The organism is Sanguibacter inulinus, from assembly GCF_013415325.1.
GTDB lineage: Bacteria > Actinomycetota > Actinomycetes > Actinomycetales > Cellulomonadaceae > Sanguibacter > Sanguibacter inulinus.
This window is the reverse complement of sequence record NZ_JACBYE010000037.1, coordinates 20,902-43,942: the sequence shown is the minus strand read 5'-3', so window position 1 is coordinate 43,942 and position 23,041 is coordinate 20,902. Positions and strand designations below refer to the sequence as shown.

General features: G+C 71.9%; 19 protein-coding genes and 2 riboswitches. Of the genes, 10 read left to right on the top strand and 9 right to left on the bottom strand.

Annotated elements, in window-relative coordinates; genetic code table 11:
* From HZZ10_RS13745 to HZZ10_RS13735, 3 genes are all read left to right on the top strand, one after another.
* Positions 1–748, top strand: a 748-nt coding sequence (locus HZZ10_RS13745; RefSeq protein WP_218928780.1) for an Ig-like domain-containing protein, incomplete at its 5' end; no start/stop codon positions are given.
* Between the two features lie 67 nt (positions 749–815).
* A riboswitch (SAM riboswitch) is annotated at positions 816–927 on the top strand.
* A gap of 20 nt (positions 928–947) precedes the next feature.
* Positions 948–1,472, top strand: coding sequence for a flavin reductase family protein (locus HZZ10_RS13740; RefSeq protein ID WP_056127559.1), 525 nt, complete (start codon positions 948–950; stop codon positions 1,470–1,472).
* 286 nt (positions 1,473–1,758) lie between these two features.
* Positions 1,759–2,355 (top strand): TIGR03086 family metal-binding protein, encoded by a 597-nt coding sequence (locus tag HZZ10_RS13735; protein WP_179913936.1) that lies wholly within the window; start codon positions 1,759–1,761, stop codon positions 2,353–2,355.
* A 186-nt stretch (positions 2,356–2,541) separates the two neighbouring features.
* Here the strand turns inward: HZZ10_RS13735 and HZZ10_RS13730 are convergent, their stop codons facing one another.
* From HZZ10_RS13730 to HZZ10_RS13710, 5 genes are all read right to left on the bottom strand, one after another.
* Entirely contained in the window at positions 2,542–2,949 is a 408-nt protein-coding gene (locus HZZ10_RS13730) for a rhodanese-like domain-containing protein (protein ID WP_179913935.1), read from the bottom strand.
* A gap of 132 nt (positions 2,950–3,081) precedes the next feature.
* Positions 3,082–4,980, bottom strand: coding sequence for a dipeptide ABC transporter ATP-binding protein (locus HZZ10_RS13725; protein ID WP_179913934.1), 1,899 nt, complete (start codon positions 4,978–4,980; stop codon positions 3,082–3,084).
* Complete coding sequence (locus tag HZZ10_RS13720; RefSeq protein WP_179913933.1) at positions 4,977–5,963, bottom strand: ABC transporter permease; 987 nt, start codon at positions 5,961–5,963, stop codon at positions 4,977–4,979. Before HZZ10_RS13720 ends, HZZ10_RS13725 begins: the two co-directional genes overlap by 4 nt.
* A gap of 11 nt (positions 5,964–5,974) precedes the next feature.
* Entirely contained in the window at positions 5,975–6,925 is a 951-nt protein-coding gene (locus HZZ10_RS13715; protein WP_179913932.1) for an ABC transporter permease, read from the bottom strand.
* A gap of 147 nt (positions 6,926–7,072) precedes the next feature.
* Positions 7,073–7,185: riboswitch (SAM riboswitch) on the bottom strand.
* Between the two features lie 252 nt (positions 7,186–7,437).
* Positions 7,438–8,364: a LysR family transcriptional regulator gene (locus tag HZZ10_RS13710; RefSeq protein WP_056127550.1), complete on the bottom strand. Its 927-nt coding sequence runs from the start codon at positions 8,362–8,364 to the stop codon at positions 7,438–7,440.
* A 725-nt stretch (positions 8,365–9,089) separates the two neighbouring features.
* Between HZZ10_RS13710 and HZZ10_RS13705 the strand changes: the two genes are divergently transcribed.
* The gene (locus tag HZZ10_RS13705) at positions 9,090–10,763 is read left to right on the top strand and encodes an ABC transporter substrate-binding protein (protein WP_179913931.1); all 1,674 of its coding nucleotides are present in this window, start codon (positions 9,090–9,092) and stop codon (positions 10,761–10,763) included.
* Between the two features lie 52 nt (positions 10,764–10,815).
* On the opposite strand, the gene HZZ10_RS13700 is transcribed toward HZZ10_RS13705, so the two are convergent.
* Positions 10,816–11,418, bottom strand: a complete 603-nt coding sequence (locus HZZ10_RS13700; protein WP_179913930.1) for a TetR/AcrR family transcriptional regulator — start codon at positions 11,416–11,418, stop codon at positions 10,816–10,818.
* Between the two features lie 333 nt (positions 11,419–11,751).
* On the opposite strand from HZZ10_RS13700, the gene HZZ10_RS13695 reads away from it, so the two are divergent.
* Both HZZ10_RS13695 and HZZ10_RS13690 read left to right on the top strand, forming a co-directional pair.
* On the top strand, positions 11,752–12,318 hold the full coding sequence (locus HZZ10_RS13695) for an NADPH-dependent FMN reductase (protein ID WP_056127529.1): 567 nt from the start codon (positions 11,752–11,754) through the stop codon (positions 12,316–12,318).
* Between the two features lie 242 nt (positions 12,319–12,560).
* Entirely contained in the window at positions 12,561–13,544 is a 984-nt protein-coding gene (locus HZZ10_RS13690) for an ABC transporter substrate-binding protein (RefSeq protein ID WP_179913929.1), read from the top strand.
* Between the two features lie 28 nt (positions 13,545–13,572).
* Here the strand turns inward: HZZ10_RS13690 and HZZ10_RS13685 are convergent, their stop codons facing one another.
* A complete protein-coding gene (locus HZZ10_RS13685; RefSeq protein WP_179913928.1) occupies positions 13,573–14,703 on the bottom strand; it encodes an SDR family oxidoreductase in 1,131 nt (376 codons plus the stop codon).
* Positions 14,704–14,929: 226 nt separating this feature from the next.
* On the opposite strand from HZZ10_RS13685, the gene HZZ10_RS13680 reads away from it, so the two are divergent.
* The 3 genes from HZZ10_RS13680 (at position 14,930) to HZZ10_RS13670 (ending at position 18,547) form a co-directional block, all read left to right on the top strand.
* On the top strand, positions 14,930–16,255 hold the full coding sequence (locus tag HZZ10_RS13680; protein WP_179913927.1) for an amidohydrolase: 1,326 nt from the start codon (positions 14,930–14,932) through the stop codon (positions 16,253–16,255).
* Positions 16,252–17,247, top strand: a complete 996-nt coding sequence (locus tag HZZ10_RS13675; protein WP_179913926.1) for an ATP-grasp domain-containing protein — start codon at positions 16,252–16,254, stop codon at positions 17,245–17,247. The genes HZZ10_RS13680 and HZZ10_RS13675 overlap by 4 nt, the downstream gene beginning before the upstream one ends.
* A 70-nt stretch (positions 17,248–17,317) precedes the next feature.
* The gene (locus tag HZZ10_RS13670; RefSeq protein ID WP_179913925.1) at positions 17,318–18,547 is read left to right on the top strand and encodes a Fic family protein; all 1,230 of its coding nucleotides are present in this window, start codon (positions 17,318–17,320) and stop codon (positions 18,545–18,547) included.
* A gap of 142 nt (positions 18,548–18,689) precedes the next feature.
* Here HZZ10_RS13670 and HZZ10_RS13665 read toward each other — a convergent pair whose 3' ends face one another.
* Positions 18,690–19,160, bottom strand: coding sequence for an NUDIX hydrolase (locus tag HZZ10_RS13665; protein WP_179913924.1), 471 nt, complete (start codon positions 19,158–19,160; stop codon positions 18,690–18,692).
* 129 nt (positions 19,161–19,289) lie between these two features.
* Between HZZ10_RS13665 and HZZ10_RS13660 the strand changes: the two genes are divergently transcribed.
* A complete protein-coding gene (locus tag HZZ10_RS13660; protein WP_308507580.1) occupies positions 19,290–21,455 on the top strand; it encodes a beta-galactosidase in 2,166 nt (721 codons plus the stop codon).
* A gap of 216 nt (positions 21,456–21,671) precedes the next feature.
* Here HZZ10_RS13660 and HZZ10_RS13655 read toward each other — a convergent pair whose 3' ends face one another.
* Entirely contained in the window at positions 21,672–23,012 is a 1,341-nt protein-coding gene (locus HZZ10_RS13655; protein WP_179913923.1) for a glycoside hydrolase family 30 protein, read from the bottom strand.
* Between the last annotated feature and the right edge of the window lie 29 nt (positions 23,013–23,041).

Genomic DNA, 23,041 nt, shown 5'->3' with positions numbered 1-23,041 from the left:
GGGTTCACCGCCCTCAGGCCCCTCTGAGCCCGCCGGGCCCAGGGTGCCGACACTCACCGGACCGGCGGCAGGCACTGTGCTGATCACCTTCCCCACCGTCTCAGGGGCGGCCGAGCCGGGTGCCACTGTCGTCGTGACGAGCTCCTCGGGCGACTCGCTGGCGACAGCCGTCGCAGACACCTCGGGCGCCTGGTCTGCGCAGGTGTGCGGGGAGCTGACCGCGGCACCGCCTCCGTGCCTCACCTCGACGGACGCCCTGACCGTCGCCGCGCACGCCCGCGACGAGACGACAGGCTCCGAGTCCGAGGCGTCCACGGTGCTCTCGTGGACCTTCGACCGTCCCGTCCTGGCAGCGCCGACCGACGGCGAGGTGATCGAGGCCCCCGACGGGGGCGACGTCCCCCTGCGGGTCGAGGGGACCGCCGGAGAGCTCGTGCAGCTGAGCGTCGACGGGACGCCGACGGGCGAGCTCCACAGGGTGGCGGGCGGGGAGGACCTCGTCTGGCGCGGCCCGTCTGCGGGGTCGCACACGCTGAGCCTGCGGTACGTCGACGTGGGTGCGGGTGGCACAGCCGTCACAGGCTTCGGCCCGAGCCGCACGTGGACGGTGAGCGTCGCCGAGGTCGGAGGAGCGCCCGAGGGGACTCTCGAGACTGCTCCTGGGGAGGTACCGGGTGGAGCTCCGGCCGAGGCACAGCCCGAGCGACCGGTCAGCACCCCGGCGTCCACCCCGAGCACCGCCCCCTGACCAGATGGTGAGACGTTCTGGGAAAGGCGATGACAGGACGCGAGCCGTTGCTATACCAGTCCCTCAAGGTCACGAGAACCGACGCGAAGCCCCGGCTGGTCGGACAGCAACCCCATCGTCATGGCGGGGTGCTCCGGGAGATGACCTGGCTGGTCCCCCGGGACCGGCAAGCCGACGACAGACCACCGAAGGACTGCACATGACCATCCAGGACGAGCGTCTCGCCGACCTCGACACCCACCTGTCCCCCGACGAGTTCAAGACCGTGTTCCGCCAGCACCCCGCCGGCGTCGCCGTCGTGACCCTGCGCGGACCCCACGGGCACGTGGGCTTCACAGCGACCTCGGTCATCTCGGTGTCCGCGGCACCGCCGCTGCTCGCCTTCTCGATCGCCGGGACGTCGTCGTCGTGGGCCGCGCTCGCCGAGGCCGACACCCTCGCCGTCAGCTTCCTCTCTCAGGACCAGGACGACGTGTCGGCACGCTTCGCGACGAGCGGCATCGACCGCTTCGCCGCGGGCGGCTGGACCGAGCTCCCGAGCGGCGAGGCCGTGATCGACGGGGCCGTCACCTGGCTGCGCGGGCGGATCCTCGAGCGCACTCCCGTCGGCGAGAGCTTCCTCGTCTCCGTCCGGGCCATCGAGTCCCAGACCCGCACCGACGCCACCCCGCTGGTGTTCCACGACAGGACGTACCACCGCATCGGGGACCAGACGGCGATCTGAGCCGAGCTCCGCCCCTGAGGCCGCGCCACCGCCTACCCATCGCGCGGCCACCATGCCCTCGTGCACCGACCGGTGCGCGAGGGCGCAGCCGTCCGTCAGGGCGTCGACGGTTGCGCCACGAGGCCTCTCCCACGCTCGCCGGCAGCGACGCTCAGCGCCCTCGCTCGGCGTCGCCCCGCCGTGCCGACAACCGTGATCTGGACTATTGCACCATAGGGCGATAACTTGGCCAGAACCCCCGGAGTCCAAACAACCGACCACAGATCGACGTCTGAGAGGTTGGACAGTGGACATCTCCGCACTGCGCACGGCCACCGAGCAGCTCGCGTCATACCTGTCGGAGGTCACGCCCGGCGACCTGACGTCCCCGACGCCGTGCGAGGAGTGGGACGTCAGAGACCTCTACCATCATCTGCTCGACGAGAACCTCGCCTTCGCCCGGGCCCTCACGGGAGGACCTGGGGCCCCGGACGGCGCGCCTGACCCCGCGTCGGCCCCTCCCGCAGGCGACATGGCTCACCACGGCTTCGATCACGCGTACAGGCGCACCGCCAGAGACATGGAGGATGCCTTTGCCTCCACCGACGACGAGTCCCAGGTGCGGGAGGTCCCGGGAGTACCGGGGGCTCGCAGCATCGACGACCTCTACGGCATGCAGCTGTGCGACACGGTGATCCACACCTGGGACCTGGCGCGGACTCTCGGGTTCGAGTGGGAGGTCGACCCGACCGTGGCTGCGCTCGTCCTGCGCCGCCTCGAGCTGCTCCCCGGGTCGGCACGCGGCACCGGGAAGGCCTTCGGGCAGGTCCGGCACGCTGTGACACCTGACCGGAGCACCATCGAGCGCATCCTCATCCTCTCGGGCAGGACGCCTGACGAGTGAGGTTCCACCCGGCGCACGGTCCTCGACGACTGGCGCGGACTCAGCAGCGAGGCTGCTCTCGAGGGCGATCAGCGCACCTTCAGGACCCCTGCCGGTGGACCGTCGGCTGCGCACAGACCAGACCACCGGCAAGAGCGACGGCGAGAGCACAGCGAGCCCGTCCTCCGGCTCCTCCGCGCTCCGCCCTCACGACGTGAGCGGCAGCCCCGCCGCAGCCCAGCCTGGTGCTCCACCCTCGACCTGGCGCACGTCGGTGTAGCCACGGGCGATGAGCTCCGCCGCGACAGGACCAGACCCTCGCTCCGAGCCGCAGACCACGACGATCGGGGTGTCGAGGGACACGGGCAGCGTGGCGGCGGGGTCGAGCTCGGGTCCGAGGTCCGCGCGATCGGTGATGCGGGCACCCTCGATCGATCCCGTGGTCGCGCGACCTGCGGCGCTGCGCACGTCGAGCAGCAGGCCACCTGAGGCGAGGTGGCTGGCAGCGTCCTGCGGGCTGACGAGCGGTGCGAGGCTGCGCGCGGCGGCAAGTGCCTCATCGTCTGTGGGTGCGGGTGCGGTCGGCGTGCTCTGGTGGGGCGTCGTGCTGGTCATAGTGGGAATCCTCTCGGTGCTGGTCGGTCAGGTCTTCAGGTCCGGTCATGCCGGTCGTTCAGGCTGCGGTCGTGCGGTCGTGCGGTGGTCTTGCGGTCGTTCGGTGGTCGTGCCGGCGGGCTTGGCCTCTCCTCAGGCCGTCACGTCCGTGCGACCGGGGATCGCCGCGAGCAGCGCCCTCGTGTACTCGTGCTGCGGGTCGGCGAAGATCTGCTCGGTCGTCCCGCTCTCCACCAGCCGGCCGCGGGACATCACGCCGACCCTGTCGGAGATCTGCCGCACGACCGCGAGGTCGTGCGAGATGAACAGATAGCTCAGGCCGAGCTCGGCCTGCAGGTCGACGAGCAGCTGGAGGATCTGCGCCTGGACGGAGACGTCGAGGGCGGAGACGGGCTCGTCGAGCACGACGACCTGCGGGTGCAGGGCGAGCGCCCGGGCGATCGCCACCCGCTGGCGCTGACCACCGGAGAGCTCGGCAGGGTGCCTGTGCAGCGCGGAGGTCGGCAGCGCGACCTGGTCGAGCAGCTCCGCGGCCCGGCGCGACCTCGACACCCTGTCCCCGACGCGGAAGGCCTCGAGCGGCTCGTTGAGCACCTGCCCGATGGTGAAGCGCGGGTCGAGAGAGGCGTAGGGGTTCTGGTAGACGAGCTGGAGGTGCTCGCGCAGGCGACGCAGGCGGCGCCCGCGCAGCCGGGTGATGTCCTGCCCGTCGACGTGCACAGAGCCCGAGGTCGGGTCGGCGAGCCGCAGGACGAGACGCGCAGTGGTCGACTTCCCCGACCCTGACTCCCCCACGATGGCGAAGGTCTCGCCGCGCGGGACCGAGAACGAGACACCGTCGACGGCCCGGAGGGTCTTCTTGCCGCCGCCCTGCTGGGGAACGGTGAACTCCTTGACGAGGTCGCGCACCTCGACGACAGTCGCGGGCGAGGCTGCCTGAGCAGCGGGCTCGCGCGGCCCGACGGAGGTCGTGGAGGCAGCGCGCGACGAGACCCCGGTCTCACCTGCCTCGCTGGCCTCACCCGTCCCGCTCAGGCCGCTCCGCTCGACCTGCTCGACCTGCTCGACCTGCTCGATCGTCTCCCCAGTCTCCGGCCCGCCCGCTCGCTCGGTCGCCAGCACCGGGTCCGCTGCTCGGCCGGCCCGCGCCGTCGGCCGCAACCGGGTCGGCGAGAGCGAGGGCGCCGCCGCGACGAGGGCCTTCGTGTACGGGTCCTGCGGGTCTTCGAGGATCTGCCGGGCGCTGCCCTCCTCGACCACCCGCCCGCGATTCATCACGATGACACGCTGGGCGCGCTCGGCCGCGACGCCGAGGTCGTGGGTGACGAGCAGGACAGCCGTCCCGAGCTCCGCGGTGAGCGACCCGAGGTGGTCGAGGACCGCGCGCTGGACGGTGACGTCGAGAGCCGAGGTGGGCTCGTCGGCGATCACGAGCGCGGGCCTGCACGCGAGGGCGATGCCGATGAGCACCCGCTGACGCATGCCGCCGGAGAGCTGGTGCGGGTACTGGCGGGCGACGGCCTCGGGGTCGCGCAGCCCGGCCTGCTCGAGGATCTCCGCCACGCGCTGCCCGGTCGCCCGCCGGGCGAGGCCGGAGTGGACGACGAGCACGTCGGCCACCTGGTCGCCGATGCGTCGGACGGGGTTGAGCGAGACGGTCGGGTCCTGCGGCACGAGGCCGAGACGCGCACCGCGGACCCGCTCGAGCTCTTTGTCGCTCCAGGCGCTGATGTCGGTGCCGTCGAGCACGATGCGCCCGGCGGTGCGGACACCACCACGCGGCAGCAGCCCGATGATCGCCTGCGCCGTGGTCGTCTTGCCCGAGCCGGACTCGCCGACCACGGCCACGACCTCGCCCGCGTCGACGTGCAGGTCGACGCCGCGCACGGCCGGGACCGTCCCACGGCGGGTCCTGTACGCGACCTCGAGGCCTTCGACGACGAGGAGCGGTCCGGAGCGCGCGGGCTCGTCGCCCGTCGTGGCGGTCTCGGTGCGGGTAGACGTCGTGCTGGTCGTCTTCGTGCTGGTCATCGCAGGTCGCTCCATTCTCCGTCGAGGGCCCGGCTGACGCGGTTGGCCGAGAGCACCACGGCCACGACCACGAGGCCGGGCAGCGTGGTGAGCCACCAGGAGGTGGCGAGGTAGCTGCGCCCCTCGGAGACGAGGGACCCCCACTCAGGCGCGGGTGGCGCGGCACCAAAGCCGAGGAAGCTCAGGGCTGAGACCGCGAGGATCGCGGAGCCGAACTCGAGCGCGGACAGCACGAGCACGGGTCCCGAGGAGTTCGGCAGCACGTGCCGTCGCAGGATCGTCAGACGCCCGACGCCCGAGGCCGCGGCGGCCTCGACGAACACCGACTCGCGGACCCGCAGCACCTCGGCGCGCATGACCCGCGCGAACGAGGCCACCGCGGCGACGCCGACAGCGATCGCGACGTTCGTGGTGCCGAAGCCGAGCACCGTGACCACGGCGAGGGAGAGCAGCAGACCGGGGACGGCCAGCAGGACGTCGACCACGCGCATGAGCACGTCGTCGACGACCCCGCCGACGAACCCGGCCACCAGCCCGATGCCCGAGCCGGCGACGAGGGCGATGGCCACGGCGATCGCGGTCGCCTTGAGCGACAGGGCCGAGCCGTGCACGACGCGGGAGAAGAGGTCACGGCCGAGGTAGTCGGTCCCGAACCAGTACTGGGCGCTCGGGCCCTGCAGCTTGTCGGCCGGGACGCCCACGGTCGGGCTGTAGGGCGCGAAGGCCGCCGGCCAGAACGCCCAGGCGAGCGCGAGCGCGATGGCGAGGACTGCGAGGACGAGGCCTGGTCGGCGCACGAGCCACAGGGCGCGTCGGCGCAGGCGCTCGGCGCGCGAGGGCACAGCCCAGGCGTCGGCGTCGTGGAGCCCGCCGGCGGCCTCGGCGAGCGCGTGGTCGAGCCCGTCGGCGGACGAGAGCCCGCCAGTCGTGCCGGCGGCTGGGCCCGTCGAGGCACCCCGGACGGTGATCGTCAGGTCTGACATGGTGCGTCCTCTCAGACGGCCGCGCGGGTGCGCTGGCTGATGCGGGGGTCGAGGGCTGGGTAGACGAGGTCGACCACGAGGTTGACCACGACGAAGATGACGGCCGAGAGGACCACGAGGCCTTGCACGACGGGGATGTCCTGGAAGGTCACGGCCTGCTGGGTGAGGCGCCCGATGCCGTTGCGCGAGAACACCGTCTCGACGACCACGGACCCGGCGAGCAGGTTGCCGACGGTGATGCCGACGAGCGTGAGCGTGGGGATGGCCGCGTTGCGCAGCACGTCCCGCAGGTGGATGTGCAGCCGGGGGGTGCCCTTGGCGCGGGCCGTCTCGACGAAGGGCTGGTCCCAGGTCGTCGACAGGCTCTTGGCGAGGACCTGCGCGATCACCGCTGAGGTCGGGATCGCGAGGGTGAGGCTCGGCAGGACGAGGGTCTGCCAGCCGATGTTGCCCATGGCCGGGAGCAGGGCCCACTGGAAGGAGACGACCTGGAGCAGCACAAGACCGACCCAGAACGTCGGGACCGAGACGCCGAGCGGCGGCAGCGCGAGGAGCGCCTGGCGGAGCCAGCGCGCCTGCGTCCAGGTGGCGACGAGCGCGAGGGAGGCGCCGATCACGACGGCCAGCACGAGGCCGATCGAGGCGAGCTTGAGGGTCTCGGGCAGGGCGTCGAGGATCGAGCCCGTGACGGGCTGGCCGGTCTGGATCGACGAGCCGAAGTCGCCGCGGACGGCCGCCCACAGCCGCGTGAGGTACTGCTCCCACACGGGTTTGTCGAAGCCGTAGCGGGCCGTGAGCTCGGCGACCTTCTCGGGGTCGACCTGCGTCCCCTCGCCGCCGGCGTCGAGCATGATCGCGACGGGGTTGCTCGGCAGCATGTACAAGATCGCGAAGGTCGCGGTGAACGCGGCCCAGAGCACGAAGACGGCCTGGAGCGCGCGGCGCAGCAGATAGGCACGCACGAGGGGGACTCCTCTCGGACGCACCGCGCTCGGCTCCACGCCCGGGCTCGGCGACTGCACGGTCGGCCGGGAGGCCGGGCGCAGGCGCACGTCCGGGACGGAAGGGTGCGGGTGCGTGCACGACCGGCGCTGCGCGCGGTCGGGTGGTCGGGGCACTTGCCGTCAGGGGTCCTGACGGCCTGGTCGATACCCGGGAGCACCCCGCTGCCATCTGGGGGTTGCTGCCTCGCCTGCCGGGCCATGGGCGAGATCTCGTGACCTGGGCGACACCCTAGGCATGCTCTGACGAGGTGGTCAAGCAGTGTCCAGCCCTGGTGGGGCGACTCTCCCGACGCCGTGCGTGAACCTCTGTTAACCCTTGTGAATCTCTGTACGAGCGTGTCACCGGAGCCCCGCCGCCCGGCGAGCCCACGGCCTGGTCGCCCCGTGAGCTGGCAGCCCGGCAGCCCCGAGCCCGCTGGCTCCGCGGCCCGGGCCCGGTGGTTCCGCGGCCCGGGCCCGGGCCCGGGCCCTCACACCGCGTGCGCCCCGAAGAGCGGGCGGGTCTTGAGCGTGCGGCCGACCTCGGCGGCGACGTCGAGCAGCGCGTGAGTGACCGGGTGCCCCTGTGCGCCGTCGCGGTAGGCGAGGGCGACCTGGCGCTGCGGGACGGCGCACGGGACCGCGACCACGCCCTCGGGCAGCACCTGTGCGGAGAGCTCGGGGACGACCGTCACGCCGAGCCCGGCCCCGACGAGCTGGATGGCCGCGAGGTAGCCGATGCCCTCGTGCTGGACGTCCGGGGTGAAGCCTGCCGTCCGGCATGCGGACACGATCGACCGGGTGCAGGGCAGCGTCGGCGCCCCGACGATCCACCTGTCGCGCCCGAGCACGCCCAGCCCGCCGTGCAGGACGACCCCGCCGAGAGCCTCGGGCACGACCGCGACGAAGCGCTCGTCGAAGAGGCGACGGGTGCGGACCCCGGGGACGACCTCGTCGCCGTCGTCCGGGTAGCGCAGGACGAGGGCCGCGTCGATCTCGCGGCGGATCACCGCAGGCATCGCGCGGGTCGCGTCGGTCTCGGCGAGACGGACGGTGACACCGGGGTGGCGCTCGCGGACCGCGACGGCCAGGCGGCTGCCGACAGGCGCGAGGATGCTGGGGTACGCGGCCACCGTGACCTCGCCGGCGACCTCGTCCTGGAGCGCCGCGACAGCCCCGCGGGCCCGTTCGAGGGCGGCGAGGACCTCGGCGGCATGCTCGACGAGGAGGTCGCCCGCGGCCGTGAGACGGACGCGTCTGCCGTCCCGCACGAGCAGGTCGACACCGGCCTCGTCCTCGAGGGTCTTGAGCTGCTGGGAGACCGCAGAGGCCGTCACGCCGTTGACCTCGGCGACCGCGGCGAGCGTCCCGAGCATCGAGAGGTCCTGGAGCAGCGAGAGGCGCTTCACGTCATACATAAGAAGATCTTAGGCTGACACGAAGTCTGGATAGATGGACTTCTTCTCACCATCCGGGCTACGGTCCCACCAGGTGACCCGGACGTGGTCGCCGACGACCGCCAGACGACACCCGAGGAGGTGCACCGTGCGACGCAGAGCCATCCTGACCGACCTCGGTCCGCACACCCTCCGGCCTGCCCAGCGGAGCGCCCTGCGCCCTGCTGCGCACCGCCCCACCCAGCCTGCGGGCTGTCCGGCCGTGCGCCACTGCAGCTGTCGCTGTCGACCCTGACCGCACGCCGAGAGGCGTCGGCGAGGGCCTGAGCCCAGTGCGAGCACCTCGTGACCGAGACCTGCGCCCGCACGCCGCCCCGCCCGCGCTGACGCCAGTCCTGCGCCTCGCGCCACAGCGCCACCCCAGGAGCACCGGCACCTGACACGGCACGTGATGCCACGCCACGTCGCGTCGCGTCCGCGCCCACAGGGCTGCCGAGGCCCGCCGAGTGATCACGCCCCGACCGAGCACCGACCAGCCCGGTCAGCGTCTCGACGCAGCCCGGCACCGTCGGCATCTCCCGGCACCTCCCGGCACAGCCCTGCCCGCACCGCACCCCTCGTCCTCCCGGCACCCCCCTGCCCGCACCGCACCCCTCGTCCTCCCGGCCACGACCGGCTCCCTCCGCGCGCCCTGACGGTGCCGCGTCGGGGCCGGGGCCGCCGCACACCCTCGAACCGGAGCCACCGTGCCATCGACCCCCACACCCCGCCAGACCACGTCGTCCCACCGGGCCACGTCGTCCCACCTCCCGGCGCTCGCCGCCGCCTCCGTCGCGACAGCCGCCGCGCTGCTGCTCGCCGGCTGCGCCTCCTCCGGGACGGCCGCCCCAGGCACCTCCGCGGGCGGCGGCGAGCCGCAGAGCGGCGGCACCCTGCGCTTCGGCCTCGGCTACGACCCCACCTGCCTCGACCCGCAGCAGGCCGGCGGCAACGACTCGCTCAACATCGGCCGCCAGCTCGTCGACTCGTTGACCGACCAGGACCCCGAGACCGGTGAGATCGTGCCGTGGCTCGCGACGTCGTGGGAGGTCTCCCCCGACGCGAAGACCTTCACCTTCACCCTGCGCGACGACGCGACCTTCGCCGACGGCACGCCCGTCGACGCCGCGGCCGTCCAGGCGAACCTCGACGGCATCGCCGAGCTCGGGGCGCAGGCGACCCTCGGGTCGAGCTACCTCGACGGGTACGCCCAGACCGTGGTCGTCGACCCGCAGACGGCGCGCGTGGAGTTCTCCGAGCCGAGCGCGCAGTTCCTCCAGGCCACGTCGACCATGACCCTCGGTCTGTTCTCCGTGGCGAGCACCACGCTGTCCGTCGAAGACCGGTGCGCCGGGGAGTTCGTCGGCTCCGGGCCCTTCACCCTGACCGACTGGCAGCCAGCGCAGTCGGCCACCCTCGAGCGTCGCGACGGCTACGCGTGGCCGTCGAGCATCGCCGGGCACGAGGGCGAGGCGTACCTCGACAGCATCGAGTACTCCGTCGTCGCAGAGCCGAGCGTGCGCACGGGGTCGTTGCAGTCGGGCCAGCTCGACGCGTTCATGAACGTGCTGCCGACCGACGAAGAACCTTTGAAGGCCACCGGGCAGACCGTGTCGGCCCGCACCAACCCGGGGCTGGCCTTTGCGCTCGTCCCCAGCTCCCAGAGCCCCGTCGGCGAGGACGAGGAGGTCCGCCTCGCGATCAGCGAGGCGATCGACCGTCAAGAGGTCGTCGACACGGTCCTCACCCCGAGCTATCGGCCGGCGACGAGCACGCTGAGCAGCGCGACCCCTGGCTACACGGACCTGGGCGACCTGCTCGCCTTCGACCCCGACGGGGCGAAGGCCCGTCTCGACGCAGCAGGCTGGGAGCCGGGCTCGGACGGCATCCGCTCGAAGGGCGGTGAACGGCTGCAGGTCGACGTCGTCTACGTGACCAACTTCGCGGCGAGCGAGCAGATCCTCCAGCTCGTCCAGCAGCAGCTGGTCGAGGTCGGTGTGGACCTGCAGCTGCGCCAGGTGACGATGGCCGAGCTCCCCGAGGTGCAGCGCGCCGGTGACTACGACTTCTTGTGGAACAACCTCACCCGGGCCGACGGTGACGTGCTGCGCACCGTGTACAGCGCAGGAGCACGGAACCTCGCCAGGGTCCCCTCCGACGACCCCGTCAACATCCCGCTCGACGCCCAGGCCGCCGAGGGCGACGCCGACGCACGCCTGGCACTCCTCGCCGACGCGCAGACCCAGCTGCTCGAGCGCGGGCTGTCCGTCCCGGTCCTGGAGTTCACGACGGTCGTCGCGACCTCGCCGACCGTCCACGACCTGCGGTTCGAGGCGTCCTCACGACTCTCCTTCTACGACACCTGGATCGAGGCGTCGTGAGCAGCGTCGGGCCGCCCGCGGGCCAGCCCGGCAGCGCGGCGCACGCAAGCCGTCAGGCTCGGGCGACCCTGCGGACGAGGTCTTCCCAGCCGTCGGCCAGCCTGTCGAGGTCGATCCGCAGGTCGCGCGTCTCGTAGAGGACGAGGGCCGCGTCGAGAGAGGAGAGCAGGGTGAGTGTGAGCACCTGGAGGTCGCCGTCGACCCCGGCCTGCCCGAGCAGCATCTGCACGTGCATCGCGGACGCGGCGTGGGCCGGCGCGGAGTACCTGTGCTCGGCCTCCGCCTCGACGCTGCGCAGCAGGTCGCCCTGGAGGGTGACGAGCCGGAGCCTCTCGCGGCCGAAGGCCACCAGACGCTCGACGGGCTCGGCGCCGGGCCCGAGCGGTGGCGGACCGGAGAAGAACCCCTCCTGGAAGGTCATCTCGGAGTCGTTGAGCAGCTCGCGCAGCAGACCCGCGCGGGAGCCGAACCTGCGGAAGATCGTGCCCTTGCCGAGCCCGGCCGCGCGGGCGAGGCCGTCCATGGTGAGACCGTCGACGCCGACATCCGCGAGCATCGCACGGGCGGTGACGAGCAGGTGCTCCCTGTTGCGGGCGGCGTCGGCACGCTCGCAGGCCGCGGTGCTCCCGGGGGCCGGGAGGTCGAGGGACGTCATCGCGGGCCTCCTCACCTGGTCGACGGTCGTGCGCTCCGGCGAGCCTATCGTCGCGGCCGCAGGGGCGAGAACCCCGCAGCGGGTGAGACGACCGACTCCACGCACCGGCCCGGGCGCGCCCAGCCCGCGGGCCTGTGGACCAGCAACGACGCGAGCGGCCCGCAGCCCGGGTGAGCGATGTCCGTCGCGGTGAGACGCACGTCACGCTGCTAAGCGGACCGTGGTCCGCTTATGCTGTGCGAGCGGTCACCGCACCGCACGCACTCTTCGCACCGCCTGCGCGGCCCGCCGCGCATCCCCCAGAACCACCCCGCACCTACGTGAGGACCTCCCATGTCAGACGTCTCCATCCTCGTCCTGGTCGGCAGCCTGCGCTCCGGCTCGAAGAACCGCGAGCTCGCCGAGGCCGCAGTCGACCTCGCCCCCGCGGGCACGACCCTCACGATCTTCGAGGGCCTGGCCGACCTGCCCTTCTACAACGAGGACATCGACCTCCCCGACTCCGCCCCCGCCGGCGCGACAGCCTTCCGCGAGGCCCTCGCCTCGGCCGACGCCGTCCTGGTCGTCTCCCCCGAGCACAACGGCACCATCCCCGCCGTGCTGAAGAACGCCATCGACTGGGCCTCGCGCCCCTTCGGCGCGAGCGCGATCTCGGGCAAGCCCGTCGCGGTCGTCGGCAGCGCCTACGGCCAGTTCGGCGGCGTGTGGGCCCACGACGAGGCCCGCAAGGCCTTCGGCATCGCGGGCGCGAACGTCCTCGGTGACGTCACGCTCTCGATCCCCGGCTCGGTCGTCCGCTTCGCCGAGACGCACCCGCGCGACGACTCCGAGGTCGTCGAGCAGCTCACCGCTGTCCTCACCGCGACCGTCGAGGCCGCGCGCGGAGCCGTCGCAGCCTGACGCACGACGCACAGGGGCTCGCGCGGACGCGCGGGTCTGCACGAGAAGGCCGCACCGACAGCCGTCGATGCGGCCTTCTTGCGCTCCGGGCACACCCTGGGAGCCAGCAGCAGTCCGGCCCACGAGGGCTCCGACGCCGGAAGAGCTGTGGGCCCGGCCCTCGTCCCGCGCCCGAGCAGCCCCCTCGTCTCGCCAGACGCACCCCCAGCCAGACCGGATGGAACTGAGGCTAGCCTTACCTCATGCACAGCTTCTCCGCGCCCTCCGCGCGCGCCCTCTGGCCGATCGCCGCAGCCCTGACCAGCACGGCTCTCCTCGTCGCGTGCTCGACCACCACCTCATCCTCGACCGAGGCTCCTGCCACGTCAGGCCGGACCGTCGAGACCGTCCTCGGACCCGTCACCGTGCCCGAGCAGATCGACTCGGTCGTCGTGATCGAGGGCCGGCGTGACCTCGACATCGCGCTCGCCCTCGACCTCCCTGTCGTCGGCTTCCCGCTCGAGGGCGAGGGATCGCTCGACCTCGAGTCTCCGCTCGCCGAGGCGCGGGCCGCAGCTGTCGCCGAGCACGGCGCCGAAGGGCTGTTCCTCGCCGACGAGATCAACATCGAGGCCATCGCGGAGGCGGCACCGAGCGTCATCATCAGCCGGTCAGACGACGTCGAGGAGATCTTCGACCAGCTGAGCGCGATCGCCCCTGTCGTCGCGATCGGCGACCAGGACACCTCGGGATGGCAGGACGACCTCCGGCTCGTCGCGGAGGCGACCGGGACGACCGTCCGGGCCGAAGAGCTCGTGACCGCCTACGACGACCGCGTCGCCGACGTCGCGTCGACCTACGCAGACGTCATCGCAGAGCACCCGGTGGTCCCGCTCGGCAGCGACTCGAGCGGGTCTCAGGTACGCCCCAACCGCCTGCTCTCCACGGTCCTCCAGGACGTCGGCGCGCTGCCGAGCGAGGTCTTCGCCGAGGCGATCGAGACCGGCGACGGCATCGAGCACTCCCCCGAGCGGCTGGTCGAGGCCTACGACGACGCCGACGGCATCATCGCCCTCGTCAACGGCGCAGACGAGTGGTCGGCGACGCAAGCGAGCCCCCTGTGGTCGCGGCTCCCCGCCGTCGCCGCCGGTCACGTGGTGCGCTCCGACAAGTCCACGCACGAGGGAGGTCCGCTCACCGCGATGCACTCCCTCGACGTCGTCGAAGAGCTATACGCGGGGTTCTGAGAGCCGGGGAGACCGGCTTGCCGCGGGCTCAGCGGGGCTGAGGCAGGATCCCCTCGGCCGCGTACCTGTCGAGGACGGCGAGCAGCGCGCGCTCGGTGCTGACGTAGCCGGTGTACCCGGCCAGGCGTGAGCGCGTCATGTCGGCGAGCATGTCGCCCTCCCGGCCGAGGTCGCCGTCGGTGTGCCACCACGACGCGACGCGGGTCAGGTCTGGCTCGACCAGACCGTGCTCGGCCACGACACGCTCCCAGACCGTGGCCGCGTCGGCCATCTGCACCTCGAGCGGCGCGGGCTCGTCGCCCGGGCCCTGCGGCTCGACGCCCAGGTGGGCCGCGAGCGCAGGCCAGAGCCTGCGCCACCGGACCTGGTCGCCGTCGACGATGTTGAAGGCTGTGTCCGCCGCGGCCGGGGTGGTCGCGGCCCACAGCTGGTGGTCGGCGAGCAGCACGGCGTCGGTGAGGTCGACGAGGGAGTTCCAGGCACTGACGGAACCTGGGAACACGAAGGGACGCCCCGTGGCACGCACGACCGCGGCGTAGGCACCGACGGTCGAGGCGAGGTTCATGGCGTTGCCGACCGCGTGGCCGATCACCGTGTGCGCCCTGTGGACCGACCAGGTGAAGCCGTGCGCGGCAGAGGCCGCGGACAGCTCGTCCTCCTGGGCGTAGTAGAAGTTCTCGACCGGGCGCCGCTCGGCGTCCTCGAGGAACGGGGTGTCGGGCAGGACGCCGACGCCGTAAGCCTCGAAGGGGCCGAGGTAGTGCTTGAGCCCGGTGACGAGGGTGACGTGCTGGAGCGTGCCCTGCGGGCCGAGGACGGCGAGCAGGTCGCGGACCATGCCTCCGTTGACCCGGATGTTCTCCGCCTCCGTGTCCTGGCGCGACCACGCGGTGATGAACACGTGCGTGGGACGCAGGTCGCCGAGGGCCTGCTGGAGGCTGTCGCGCGAGGTGAGGTCGGCGGCGACGTGGCCGACGCCGGCGGTCTCGACGGGCCGGCGCGACAGCCCGGTGGTCTGCCAGCCGGCGGCGACGAGCTGCTCGATCAGCGCAGACCCGGCGATCCCCGTCGCCCCGACGACGAGAGCGTGCGCACCTTCCGGAGGCGTACGGACGGGAGTGGGCGCGCGGTCGGGCGCGGGGGTGGAGAGAGAGGTCATCGTCCCATCGTCCGGGCCGCCCCGGGCGGTCGCATCCCGAGGTGACGTGCCGTCGAGCACAGCGCGGTGCTGCCCGGCCCAGCGCGTCGTCTCAGCCTCCGAGAATCTGCCGTGACCGCTAGGTGGGGGTGGCGGTGCGCCTAGGGTGGCCAGAGACCTTCCGGGGCGCGGACCGCGTGCCCGGTCGCTGCACGCCCCGCCGACGCATGCCGAGAGCAGGAGCTCGATGACCGACCGCACCGCCCCCAGCCCGCCTCAGCCGAGCCGCGCGTACCTCGAGGCTCTCGATGCGACGACCCGGCGCCGTGCCGCGGCCTTCGTCCCGCTCGTCTCGGGCCATGCAGGAGCCCCGGCCGACGCCCGCGAGCGTGTGCTGGCCCGCGCCGCGACCCAGGAGGACGACGTCGTCGCTCTCGCCCACGAGGTCTTCGAGCACGCCGAGGAGGCCTTCGAGGAGGTGCAGAGCGTCGCGGCCCTCGCCGCGCTGCTGCGGGCCCACGGGCACGAGGTGGAGGTCGGGACCCACGGTCTCAGCACGTCGCTGCGCGCGAGCGCCGGTCAGTCGGACGGCCCCACTGTCGCGATCGTCGCCGAGTACGACGCCCTCCCCGAGATCGGTCACGCCTGCGGGCACCACCTCATCGCCGCGGCAGCGACGGGGGCCTTCCTCGCCCTGGCCGAGGAGGACCTCCCGGGTCGGGTGCTGCTGCTCGGTACTCCGGCGGAGGAGGGGAACAGCGGCAAGGAGATCCTCGCGCGGGCCGGATTCTTCGACGGCGTCGACGCCGCGATCATGGTCCACCCCTTCGGCTACGACGTCGTGGACCAGCCCTTCCTCGGCCGCCGCCAGCTCGTGGTCAGGTACACGGGCGTCGCCGCGCACGCCTCGGCTCAGCCGTTCATGGGCCGCAACGCCCTCGACGCGGTGACCCTCAACTACCAGGCGGTCGGTCTGCTGCGGCAGTACCTGCCGCCGAGCGACCGCGTGCACGGGGTCGTCCGCGAGGGCGGCACACGGCCCTCGATCGTCACCGAGACGGCGGTCGTCGAGTACTACGTGCGCTCCGCCGAGGCCTCGACCCTCAAAGACCTCTCGACGCGTCTCGAAGACATCGCGCACGGGATCGCCCAGGCGACCGGGACCGTCGCCGAGATCGAGTGGGACCCCGTGCCGTACACGCTGCCGCTGCGCACCAACGGGCCGCTCGCGGCGCGCTGGGCCGAGCACCAGGCCGGGCGGGGGCGGACCGCGCTCGCCGGTGGGGTCGTGCCCGCCGAGCTGGCCGCCTCGACAGACTTCGGCAACGTGAGCGTCCGGATCCCGTCGATCCACCCGATGATCGCTGTGAGCGACCCCGAGGTCGCGCTGCACACCCGCGAGTTCGCTGCGGTCGCCGCGACCGAGGCCGGGGACCGGGCAGCACTCGACGGGGCGGTGGGTCTCGCACTGACCGCCCTCGACTGGTTGTACGACCCGGCCCTGCGCGCCGACGTCCGCGAGGACTTCGAGGCCGCCGGTGGCGTCGTGGACGTCGCGGGGTACTTCGCATGAGCGCCGCAGCAGCATCAGGGACGACGCCCGTGGTCCACGCGGTCCACGAGAACCCGGAGTGGTTCGAGGTCTTCGCCGAAGCCTTCGAGGCCGAGGGCGTGCCGTACTCCGAGCTCGTGCTCACTGGCGGGGTCCTCGACCTCGACGACCCGCCGCCGCCCGGCATCGTGTGGTCACGCTTCAGCGCGTCGTCCCACACCCGCGGTCACGGCCTGTCGAAGGAGCACACCCGTGCGGTCCTCGCGTGGGCCGAGGCAGGTGGGCGACGGGTGGTCAACGGGCGCGGCGTCCTCGAGCTCGAGGTGTCGAAGGTCCTCCAGCTGAGCGCGCTGCGCGCCGCGGGGATCGACGTGCCACGCACCCGCGTGGTCGTCGGCACCGAGCACCTGCTCGCGGCCGCCCGCGACTTCCCGACGCCCTTCGTCACCAAGCACAACCAGGGCGGCAAGGGGCTGGGCGTGCAGAGGTTCGACCACGTCGACGAGCTCGGCGCGGTGCTCGCGGCCGGCGGCTTCGAGGAGCCCGTCGACGGGGTCACGCTGCTCCAGGAGTACGTGCAGCCGCGCGACGGGTCGATCACCCGCGTGGAGATCGTCGGCGGGGAGCACCTGTACTCGGTGCGCGCCGACACGCTGCGCGGTGGTTTCCAGCTGTGCCCGGCGGACGCGTGCGCCGTCGACCCGACGACAGGCCGGCCGGTCCTACCCCCTGGCGCAACGCTGGCGCCCGAGCCTGGGGTGTCGCTGTTCTCGCTGCGCGAGGACCTCGACCCGGTGATCGTCGAGAAGTACCTCGCGTTCACCCGTGCGCACGGGATCGAGATCGCTGGGATCGAGCTCATCGAGTCCGTCGACGGGCGGGTGCTCACCTACGACGTCAACACGAACACCAACTACAACCCGCAGGTCGAGGCCGCCGCGCCCCGCAGCGGTCCGCGGGAGGTGGCGCGGTACCTGGGGCGGGTGCTGGCGGAGGAGACGGCGCGGGGTTGAAAGGTCAGGAACTGTCAGCAGCAGGGCCCCTTACTTACACTTCTGCCGGAAGTGTAAGTAAGGTGGCGGGATGACGACAGCTCCGACGACCGAGCCTCTGCGCGTGCCACCCGTCGGCCACGACGAGCACTCGTGGGTCGCCGACTCCGACGGGCTCTCGACACGAGCCCAGGTCCGCGCGGGGTCCGGGACCTACCTGTCGACCACTCCTGCCCTGATCGCCGACCTGGTCCTGACGCTGCCCGGCGACCTCTCGTCCGACGTCGACGAGGCGACCGCAGCCCTCAGCCGTCTCGACTCCCACGCATCCTCGACCCTCGGCCCGCAGAGCGCCGAGCTCGGCCCCATGTCGTCGATCCTGCTGCGCACCGAGTCCGCGTCGTCCTCCCAGATCGAGAACCTCACCGTCGGAGCACGGCAGCTCGCCCTCGCGGAGATCGACCAGGGCGGCAGCACGAACGCACGGACCGTCGTCGCGAACGTCCGGGCGATGGAAGCCGCCCTCGACCTCGCCGACTCCCTCGACCAGCAGGCAGTCCTCACCATGCACGAGGTCCTGCTGTCCGGGCAGCGGGGCGCCGAGCAGCACGCCGGGCGGTACCGGGACTCGCTCGTCTGGGTCGGGAAGAGCGGCATCAGCCCTCTCGGCGCCGAGCACGTGGCGCCGCAGGCGGAGCTCGTCGAGGCAGCCATGGCCGACCTCATGGCCTTCGTGGACCGTGACGACCTCCCCGCACTGGTGCAGACGGCCGTCGCCCACGCCCAGCTCGAGACGATCCACCCCTTCGCCGACGGCAACGGCCGTACCGGGCGGGCGCTGATCCATGCCATGCTCCGAGCGAAGGGCATCACCCGCACCGTCACCGCGCCGGTCTCGGCAGGCCTGCTCACGGACACAGCCTCCTACTTCGAGGCGCTCACCGCGTTCCGGGGAGGCGACGCGCGACCGATCGTCGAACAGCTCGCACGGGCGAGCCGCTATGCCGCACGCACCGGGGCGCAGCTGGTCGACGACCTCGCCGCCGAGGTCGCGTCGTCACGCGCGATGCTCGGCTCCCTGCGTCCGCAGGCTGCCGCATGGAGGCTGCTCCCCCATCTCGTCGCCCACCCTGTCGTCAACGCGTCGCTCGTCGAGAGGCTCCTCGCGACCAACGCCGTGACGGCGCAGCGCGCCCTCACCCAGCTCACCGACGCGGGTGTGCTGCACGAGCGGACCGGTCTCCGACGCAACCGCGTCTGGCAGCACGACGGGGTGCTCACGGTGCTGGACCTGTTCGCCCAGGGCATCCGGCGGAGGTGAGAGCAGCAACGCAGAGGCAGCTCTGGCTGGCACGCCATGACGGCCCGAGAGCAGTACTACGAGCTTCTCCCGTAGCCCGGGGTGTCGCTCGCGGCCGGCCAGTCGCCGCGCCATCACCGCGCCCCGGGGCAGCACCCCTCCGTCAGCCGAGCGCAGACAGCAGCGGGAACCAGTGCCGCTCAGCCAGCAGAGACCCGGCACCGCTCGCCTCGACCCACTCCCCGTCGACCACGGGAACGCCCGTCGCCTCCCAGACCACGAAGTGCGCGACCGGCACGGGCCACCCGTAGTCCGGCGTGTCCTGGGCGACCACGTTCCTGACGAAGCCCACCGGCACCAGCCGTGCATCCCGCCCGAGGACCTCGAGGGCGAGCTGCGCAGCCGCGACGCGCCCGTCGAGGTCGGGAGGATCGACCACCCGCGTCGGCAGGTCGAGGGCGGCCGTCTGCTCCCGCGGGACGCAGAAGACCTCGTCCCCTCGGCGCAGCAGCAGCCGCACGAGACAGGCCGGGCTCGGCGCGACGGAGGACCGCACCACCTCGGCCCGTGACCCAGGCGGCAACCAGGGAGCGTCCGATGTCGTCCGGACCACGACGTCGGGTCTGCGGTTCATCGCGACAGGATATCGAGGCACCTCGCGCACTTATCTACCGATCAGTAGGTAAGGTGGTCTGTGTCCGACGGAGGACGAGCCGCGGGCGCACCATCGCCCGTGGCGGACGCGCGATGAAGGGTGACCACGGTGGACCAGCTGTTGTTCGGTGCGGCGTACTACGACGAGTACATGCCGACCGACCGGATCGACACAGACGTCGAGATGATGAAGGCCGCGGGCATCACCGTGGTGCGGATCGCCGAGTCGACGTGGAGCTCGCTCGAACCCCAGCCCGGCGTCTTCGACTTCACGCACGTGGACCGCGCGCTCGACGCCTTCGAGGCTGCGGGCATCCACGTGATCGTCGGGACACCTACCTACGCGGTGCCCGCCTGGCTCGTGCAGTCGTACCCGGAGGTCCTGGCGGTCACGAACCGCGGCGAGGGCCGCTACGGCGCCCGGCAGATCATGAACATCGCCAACCCGACGTACCGTTTCCACGCCGAGCGCGTCATCCGGCGCCTCATGGAGCGCACGGCGCACCGCCCCGGTGTCATCGGGTTCCAGATCGACAACGAGACCAAGTACTACGAGGCCGCCTCCCGCGACGTGCAGCGCGGCTTCGTCAAGTACCTGCGCGCGGAGTTCGGCGACGACCTCGGTGCGCTCAACGACGCCTTCGGCCTCGCCTACTGGTCCAACCGCATCGACGCGTGGGAGGACTTCCCTGACGTGCGCGGCACGATCAACGGGTCGCTCGGCGCAGAGTTCGCGAAGTACCGGCGTCGTCTGGTCGAGGAGTTCCTCGGCTGGCAGGCCGGGATCGTCCGCGAGTACTCCCGCGACGACCAGTTCGTCACGCAGAACTTCGACTTCGACTGGTCGCCCGGGTGGTCCTACGGCCTGCAACCCTCGGTCGACCACTTCAAGGCTGCTGCGACGGTCGACGTCGCCGGGGTGGACATCTACCACCCGACGCAGTCGCGCCTCACCGGCAAGGAGATCGCCTTCGGCGGGGACATGACCCGCTCGATCAAGAGCGGCGCCAACTACCTCGTGCTCGAGACGCAGGCGCAGGGTCAGATCGGCTGGCTCCCCTACCCCGGGCAGCTGCGCCTCCAGGCGTACAGCCACCTGGCGAGCGGGGCCGACGGCCTCATGTACTGGCATTGGCACTCGATCCACAACTCCTTCGAGACGTACTGGAAGGGCCTGCTCAGCCACGACCTCGAGTCCAACCAGACGTACGAGGAGGCCGGTGTCTTCGGGCGCGAGGCAGCCGCCGCGGGCGACGCGCTGCTGCACCTGCGCAAGGACAACAAGGTCGCGATCATGGTGAGCAACGAGGCGCTCACCGCGCTGCAGTGGTTCACGGTCGAGACCGGGTTCATCGACGGGGTCTTCGGCAGCTCGATCGGCTACAACGACGTGCTGCGCTGGGTCTACGACGCGCTCTTCGAGCTCAACGTCGAGGTGGACTTCGTCTCCCCCGACGACCCGGACCTCGGCCGGTACGCCCTCGTCGTCGCCCCCGCGCTCTACTCCGCACCGGAGTCGACGATCACCCGGCTCCGCGAGCACGTCGCGGCGGGCGGTCACCTGGTGACGACCTTCCGCACGGCTGTCGCCGACGAGCACGTCACCGTGTGGCACGACCGCGCACCGCACGGGCTGACCGAGACGCTCGGGGTCACGTACAACCAGTTCACCCGGCCGGACGGCGTGGGGCTCACGCTCCACGGGGACCTCGCCGGGGCGGTCGCGGCGCAGGGTGCTGGTGCTGGTGTACCGGCGGGTGCGACTGCGCACAGCAGTGCTGCACCTGGTGCTGCCGACGGCACAGCCGTGGAGGAGTCTGCTCCACAGGGCGTCACCGGCTCCCCGCAAGCCCAACGCTTCATGGAGCTGCTCACCCCCGAGGGCGCCGAGGTGCTCGCCGGGTACGACCACCCGGCCTACGACGGCTACGCGGCGATCACCCGCCACCGCCCGGGCTCGGGCTCCGGATCCGCGCTGCACCTCGGGACGATGACCTCGCCCGACCTCGTCCGCGCCGCGCTCTCCGTCGCCGTGCGCGACGCGGGAGTCTGGGACTGGCCGCACGAGCTCGCCGGGACCGTGAGCGTCCGGCGCGGCACCAACGCCCGGGGCCGCGAGCTGACCTACCTGCTCAACTACTCTGCCGAGCCGGTGACGCTCGACAGCCCGGTCGCCGGGCGGTCTGTGCTCGGCGACGGGGAGATCACCGTCGGCGACTCCCTAACCATCGGCGCCTGGGACCTCGTGGTGATCGAGGGCGACCTGCTCGCCTGACCCCCGCGATCACCGTGCCGACGGGCCGCCGCCACACCGACGGCCCGTCGGCTCGGTCCTGCTGACCTGTCGACCCAGGCAACAGGTCAAGCAGGCCCAGCACGACAGCGAGATCGTGACTTCGGAGCGAGCGCGACCTTTCTATGTCACGATCTCGCTCCGAAGTCACGATCTCGGCAGGATGCCGGCAGCGCCAGCGGAGGAGGACGGGCCCGGCTACGCCGGGATCACGAAGGTGTTCAGCGACCGCGCCCCGAGCGTCGCATGGAAGCTCTTCGCCTCGTCCCCCGGCGCCGTGAAGGCGAACTCTTCGTCGCGGTCGAGCGCGTTCTGCACGACCACCACGATCGACCCGTCCGGGTTCTCGTAGGCAGAGCCCTGCGCGCTGAACCGCCCGGTCACTCCGAGCGGCACGGCTCCGGGGCGCACGGCGGCCGAGTAGTGCTTGAGAACGTAGTACTCGAAGTTGCGCGTGAAGGTGCGCGCCTGGGTGTCCACGGTGATGAGCGAGTTCTGCGGCCAGCCCCAGGTGCTCAGACCACCAGGCTCGAGGGCCATGTTCCAGTAGGTGTAGCCGGTCGCCCCGTGCTGGAGATAGTGGCGGACCAGGTGGAAGACGTACTCGGCCTCCTCCCAGTTGTTGTCGCCAAAACCGCACTCCGACTCGGTCTGCATGATCTCGAGCTCGGGCCACGCGTCGTGCGTGCGGGCGACAGCGTGCTGACCAGCCCACTGGTAGCCGATCCCGGCGATGTGCTTGCGGGCCTCGTCGTCGAAGAGGATGTTGTCGACGAAGCGCGCGTAGTTGGTGAGCGCCTGGCCGGTCGCCGTGAACTTCATGTCTTCCGGGCCGTTGAGGGTCCCGAGGAAGATCTTGGCCGTGAGCCCCGCGGCCTCGAAGGCCGGCCCCAGGTGGTCGCGGACGAAGATCCGCAGCTGCTCGGACGTCCACACGCAGGACGGGAACTTCTGGTCCGCGAACACCTCGTTCTGCACGTGCACCTGGCTCACCGTGATGCCACGCTCGGCGTAGGCCTGCACGAACCTCACGAAGTACTGCGCGTAGGCGTCGAGGTTCTCCTGCGTCATGACGAGGGTGCCGAAGTTGTAGGCCGGCGGGTTCTTCATCCAGGTGGGCGGGCTCCACGGCGAGCAGTGCAGCACCATGTCGTCCTGGTAGCGCTGGGCCTGCCGGATGAACGGGATCACGTGGTCTTCGTCGCGCTCGACCGAGAAGTGCTCGAGGGCGTAGTCGCCCGGGGTCTCGTCGTAGGAGTACCAGGACGCCGCGAAGTCGTTCGCGCCGACGGCGGACCTGTTCACCCGGAAGTTGAGCTCGTCCGGGCTGAAGAGCTCTCGGTAGATCGTCTCCTGGTCGTCCTCGGAGAGCGCCGAGATGGCGCGGTGACCGAGCTCGTTGAAGGTGCCGCCGAAGCCGCGCAGCGTCTGGCCGCGCGTGCCGGTGAGCGTGAGCCCGCGCGCGTCAGACGCCCCCGGGGTGGGCGCTCCCCGGTCTGTCCAGAGGGCGTCGAAGGTGGAAGCGGTCCAGGTGGTCACGAGGTTCTCCTAGCTGGTGGTGCGGGGGT

What these genes read in the sequence shown, in the direction of transcription:
- HZZ10_RS13720 (WP_179913933.1), bottom strand. Translation starts at nt 5,963, where the DNA reads ATGTCAGACCTGACGATCACCGTCCGGGGTGCCTCGACGGGCCCAGCC.
- HZZ10_RS13670 (WP_179913925.1), top strand. Translation starts at nt 17,318, where the DNA reads ATGACGACAGCTCCGACGACCGAGCCTCTGCGCGTGCCACCCGTCGGC.
- HZZ10_RS13740 (WP_056127559.1), top strand. Translation starts at nt 948, where the DNA reads ATGACCATCCAGGACGAGCGTCTCGCCGACCTCGACACCCACCTGTCC.
- HZZ10_RS13675 (WP_179913926.1), top strand. Translation starts at nt 16,252, where the DNA reads ATGAGCGCCGCAGCAGCATCAGGGACGACGCCCGTGGTCCACGCGGTC.
- HZZ10_RS13665 (WP_179913924.1), bottom strand. Translation starts at nt 19,160, where the DNA reads ATGAACCGCAGACCCGACGTCGTGGTCCGGACGACATCGGACGCTCCC.
- HZZ10_RS13695 (WP_056127529.1), top strand. Translation starts at nt 11,752, where the DNA reads ATGTCAGACGTCTCCATCCTCGTCCTGGTCGGCAGCCTGCGCTCCGGC.
- HZZ10_RS13725 (WP_179913934.1), bottom strand. Translation starts at nt 4,980, where the DNA reads ATGACCAGCACGAAGACGACCAGCACGACGTCTACCCGCACCGAGACC.
- HZZ10_RS13685 (WP_179913928.1), bottom strand. Translation starts at nt 14,703, where the DNA reads ATGACCTCTCTCTCCACCCCCGCGCCCGACCGCGCGCCCACTCCCGTC.
- HZZ10_RS13730 (WP_179913935.1), bottom strand. Translation starts at nt 2,949, where the DNA reads ATGACCAGCACGACGCCCCACCAGAGCACGCCGACCGCACCCGCACCC.
- HZZ10_RS13690 (WP_179913929.1), top strand. Translation starts at nt 12,561, where the DNA reads ATGCACAGCTTCTCCGCGCCCTCCGCGCGCGCCCTCTGGCCGATCGCC.
- HZZ10_RS13680 (WP_179913927.1), top strand. Translation starts at nt 14,930, where the DNA reads ATGACCGACCGCACCGCCCCCAGCCCGCCTCAGCCGAGCCGCGCGTAC.
- HZZ10_RS13710 (WP_056127550.1), bottom strand. Translation starts at nt 8,364, where the DNA reads ATGTATGACGTGAAGCGCCTCTCGCTGCTCCAGGACCTCTCGATGCTC.
- HZZ10_RS13700 (WP_179913930.1), bottom strand. Translation starts at nt 11,418, where the DNA reads ATGACGTCCCTCGACCTCCCGGCCCCCGGGAGCACCGCGGCCTGCGAG.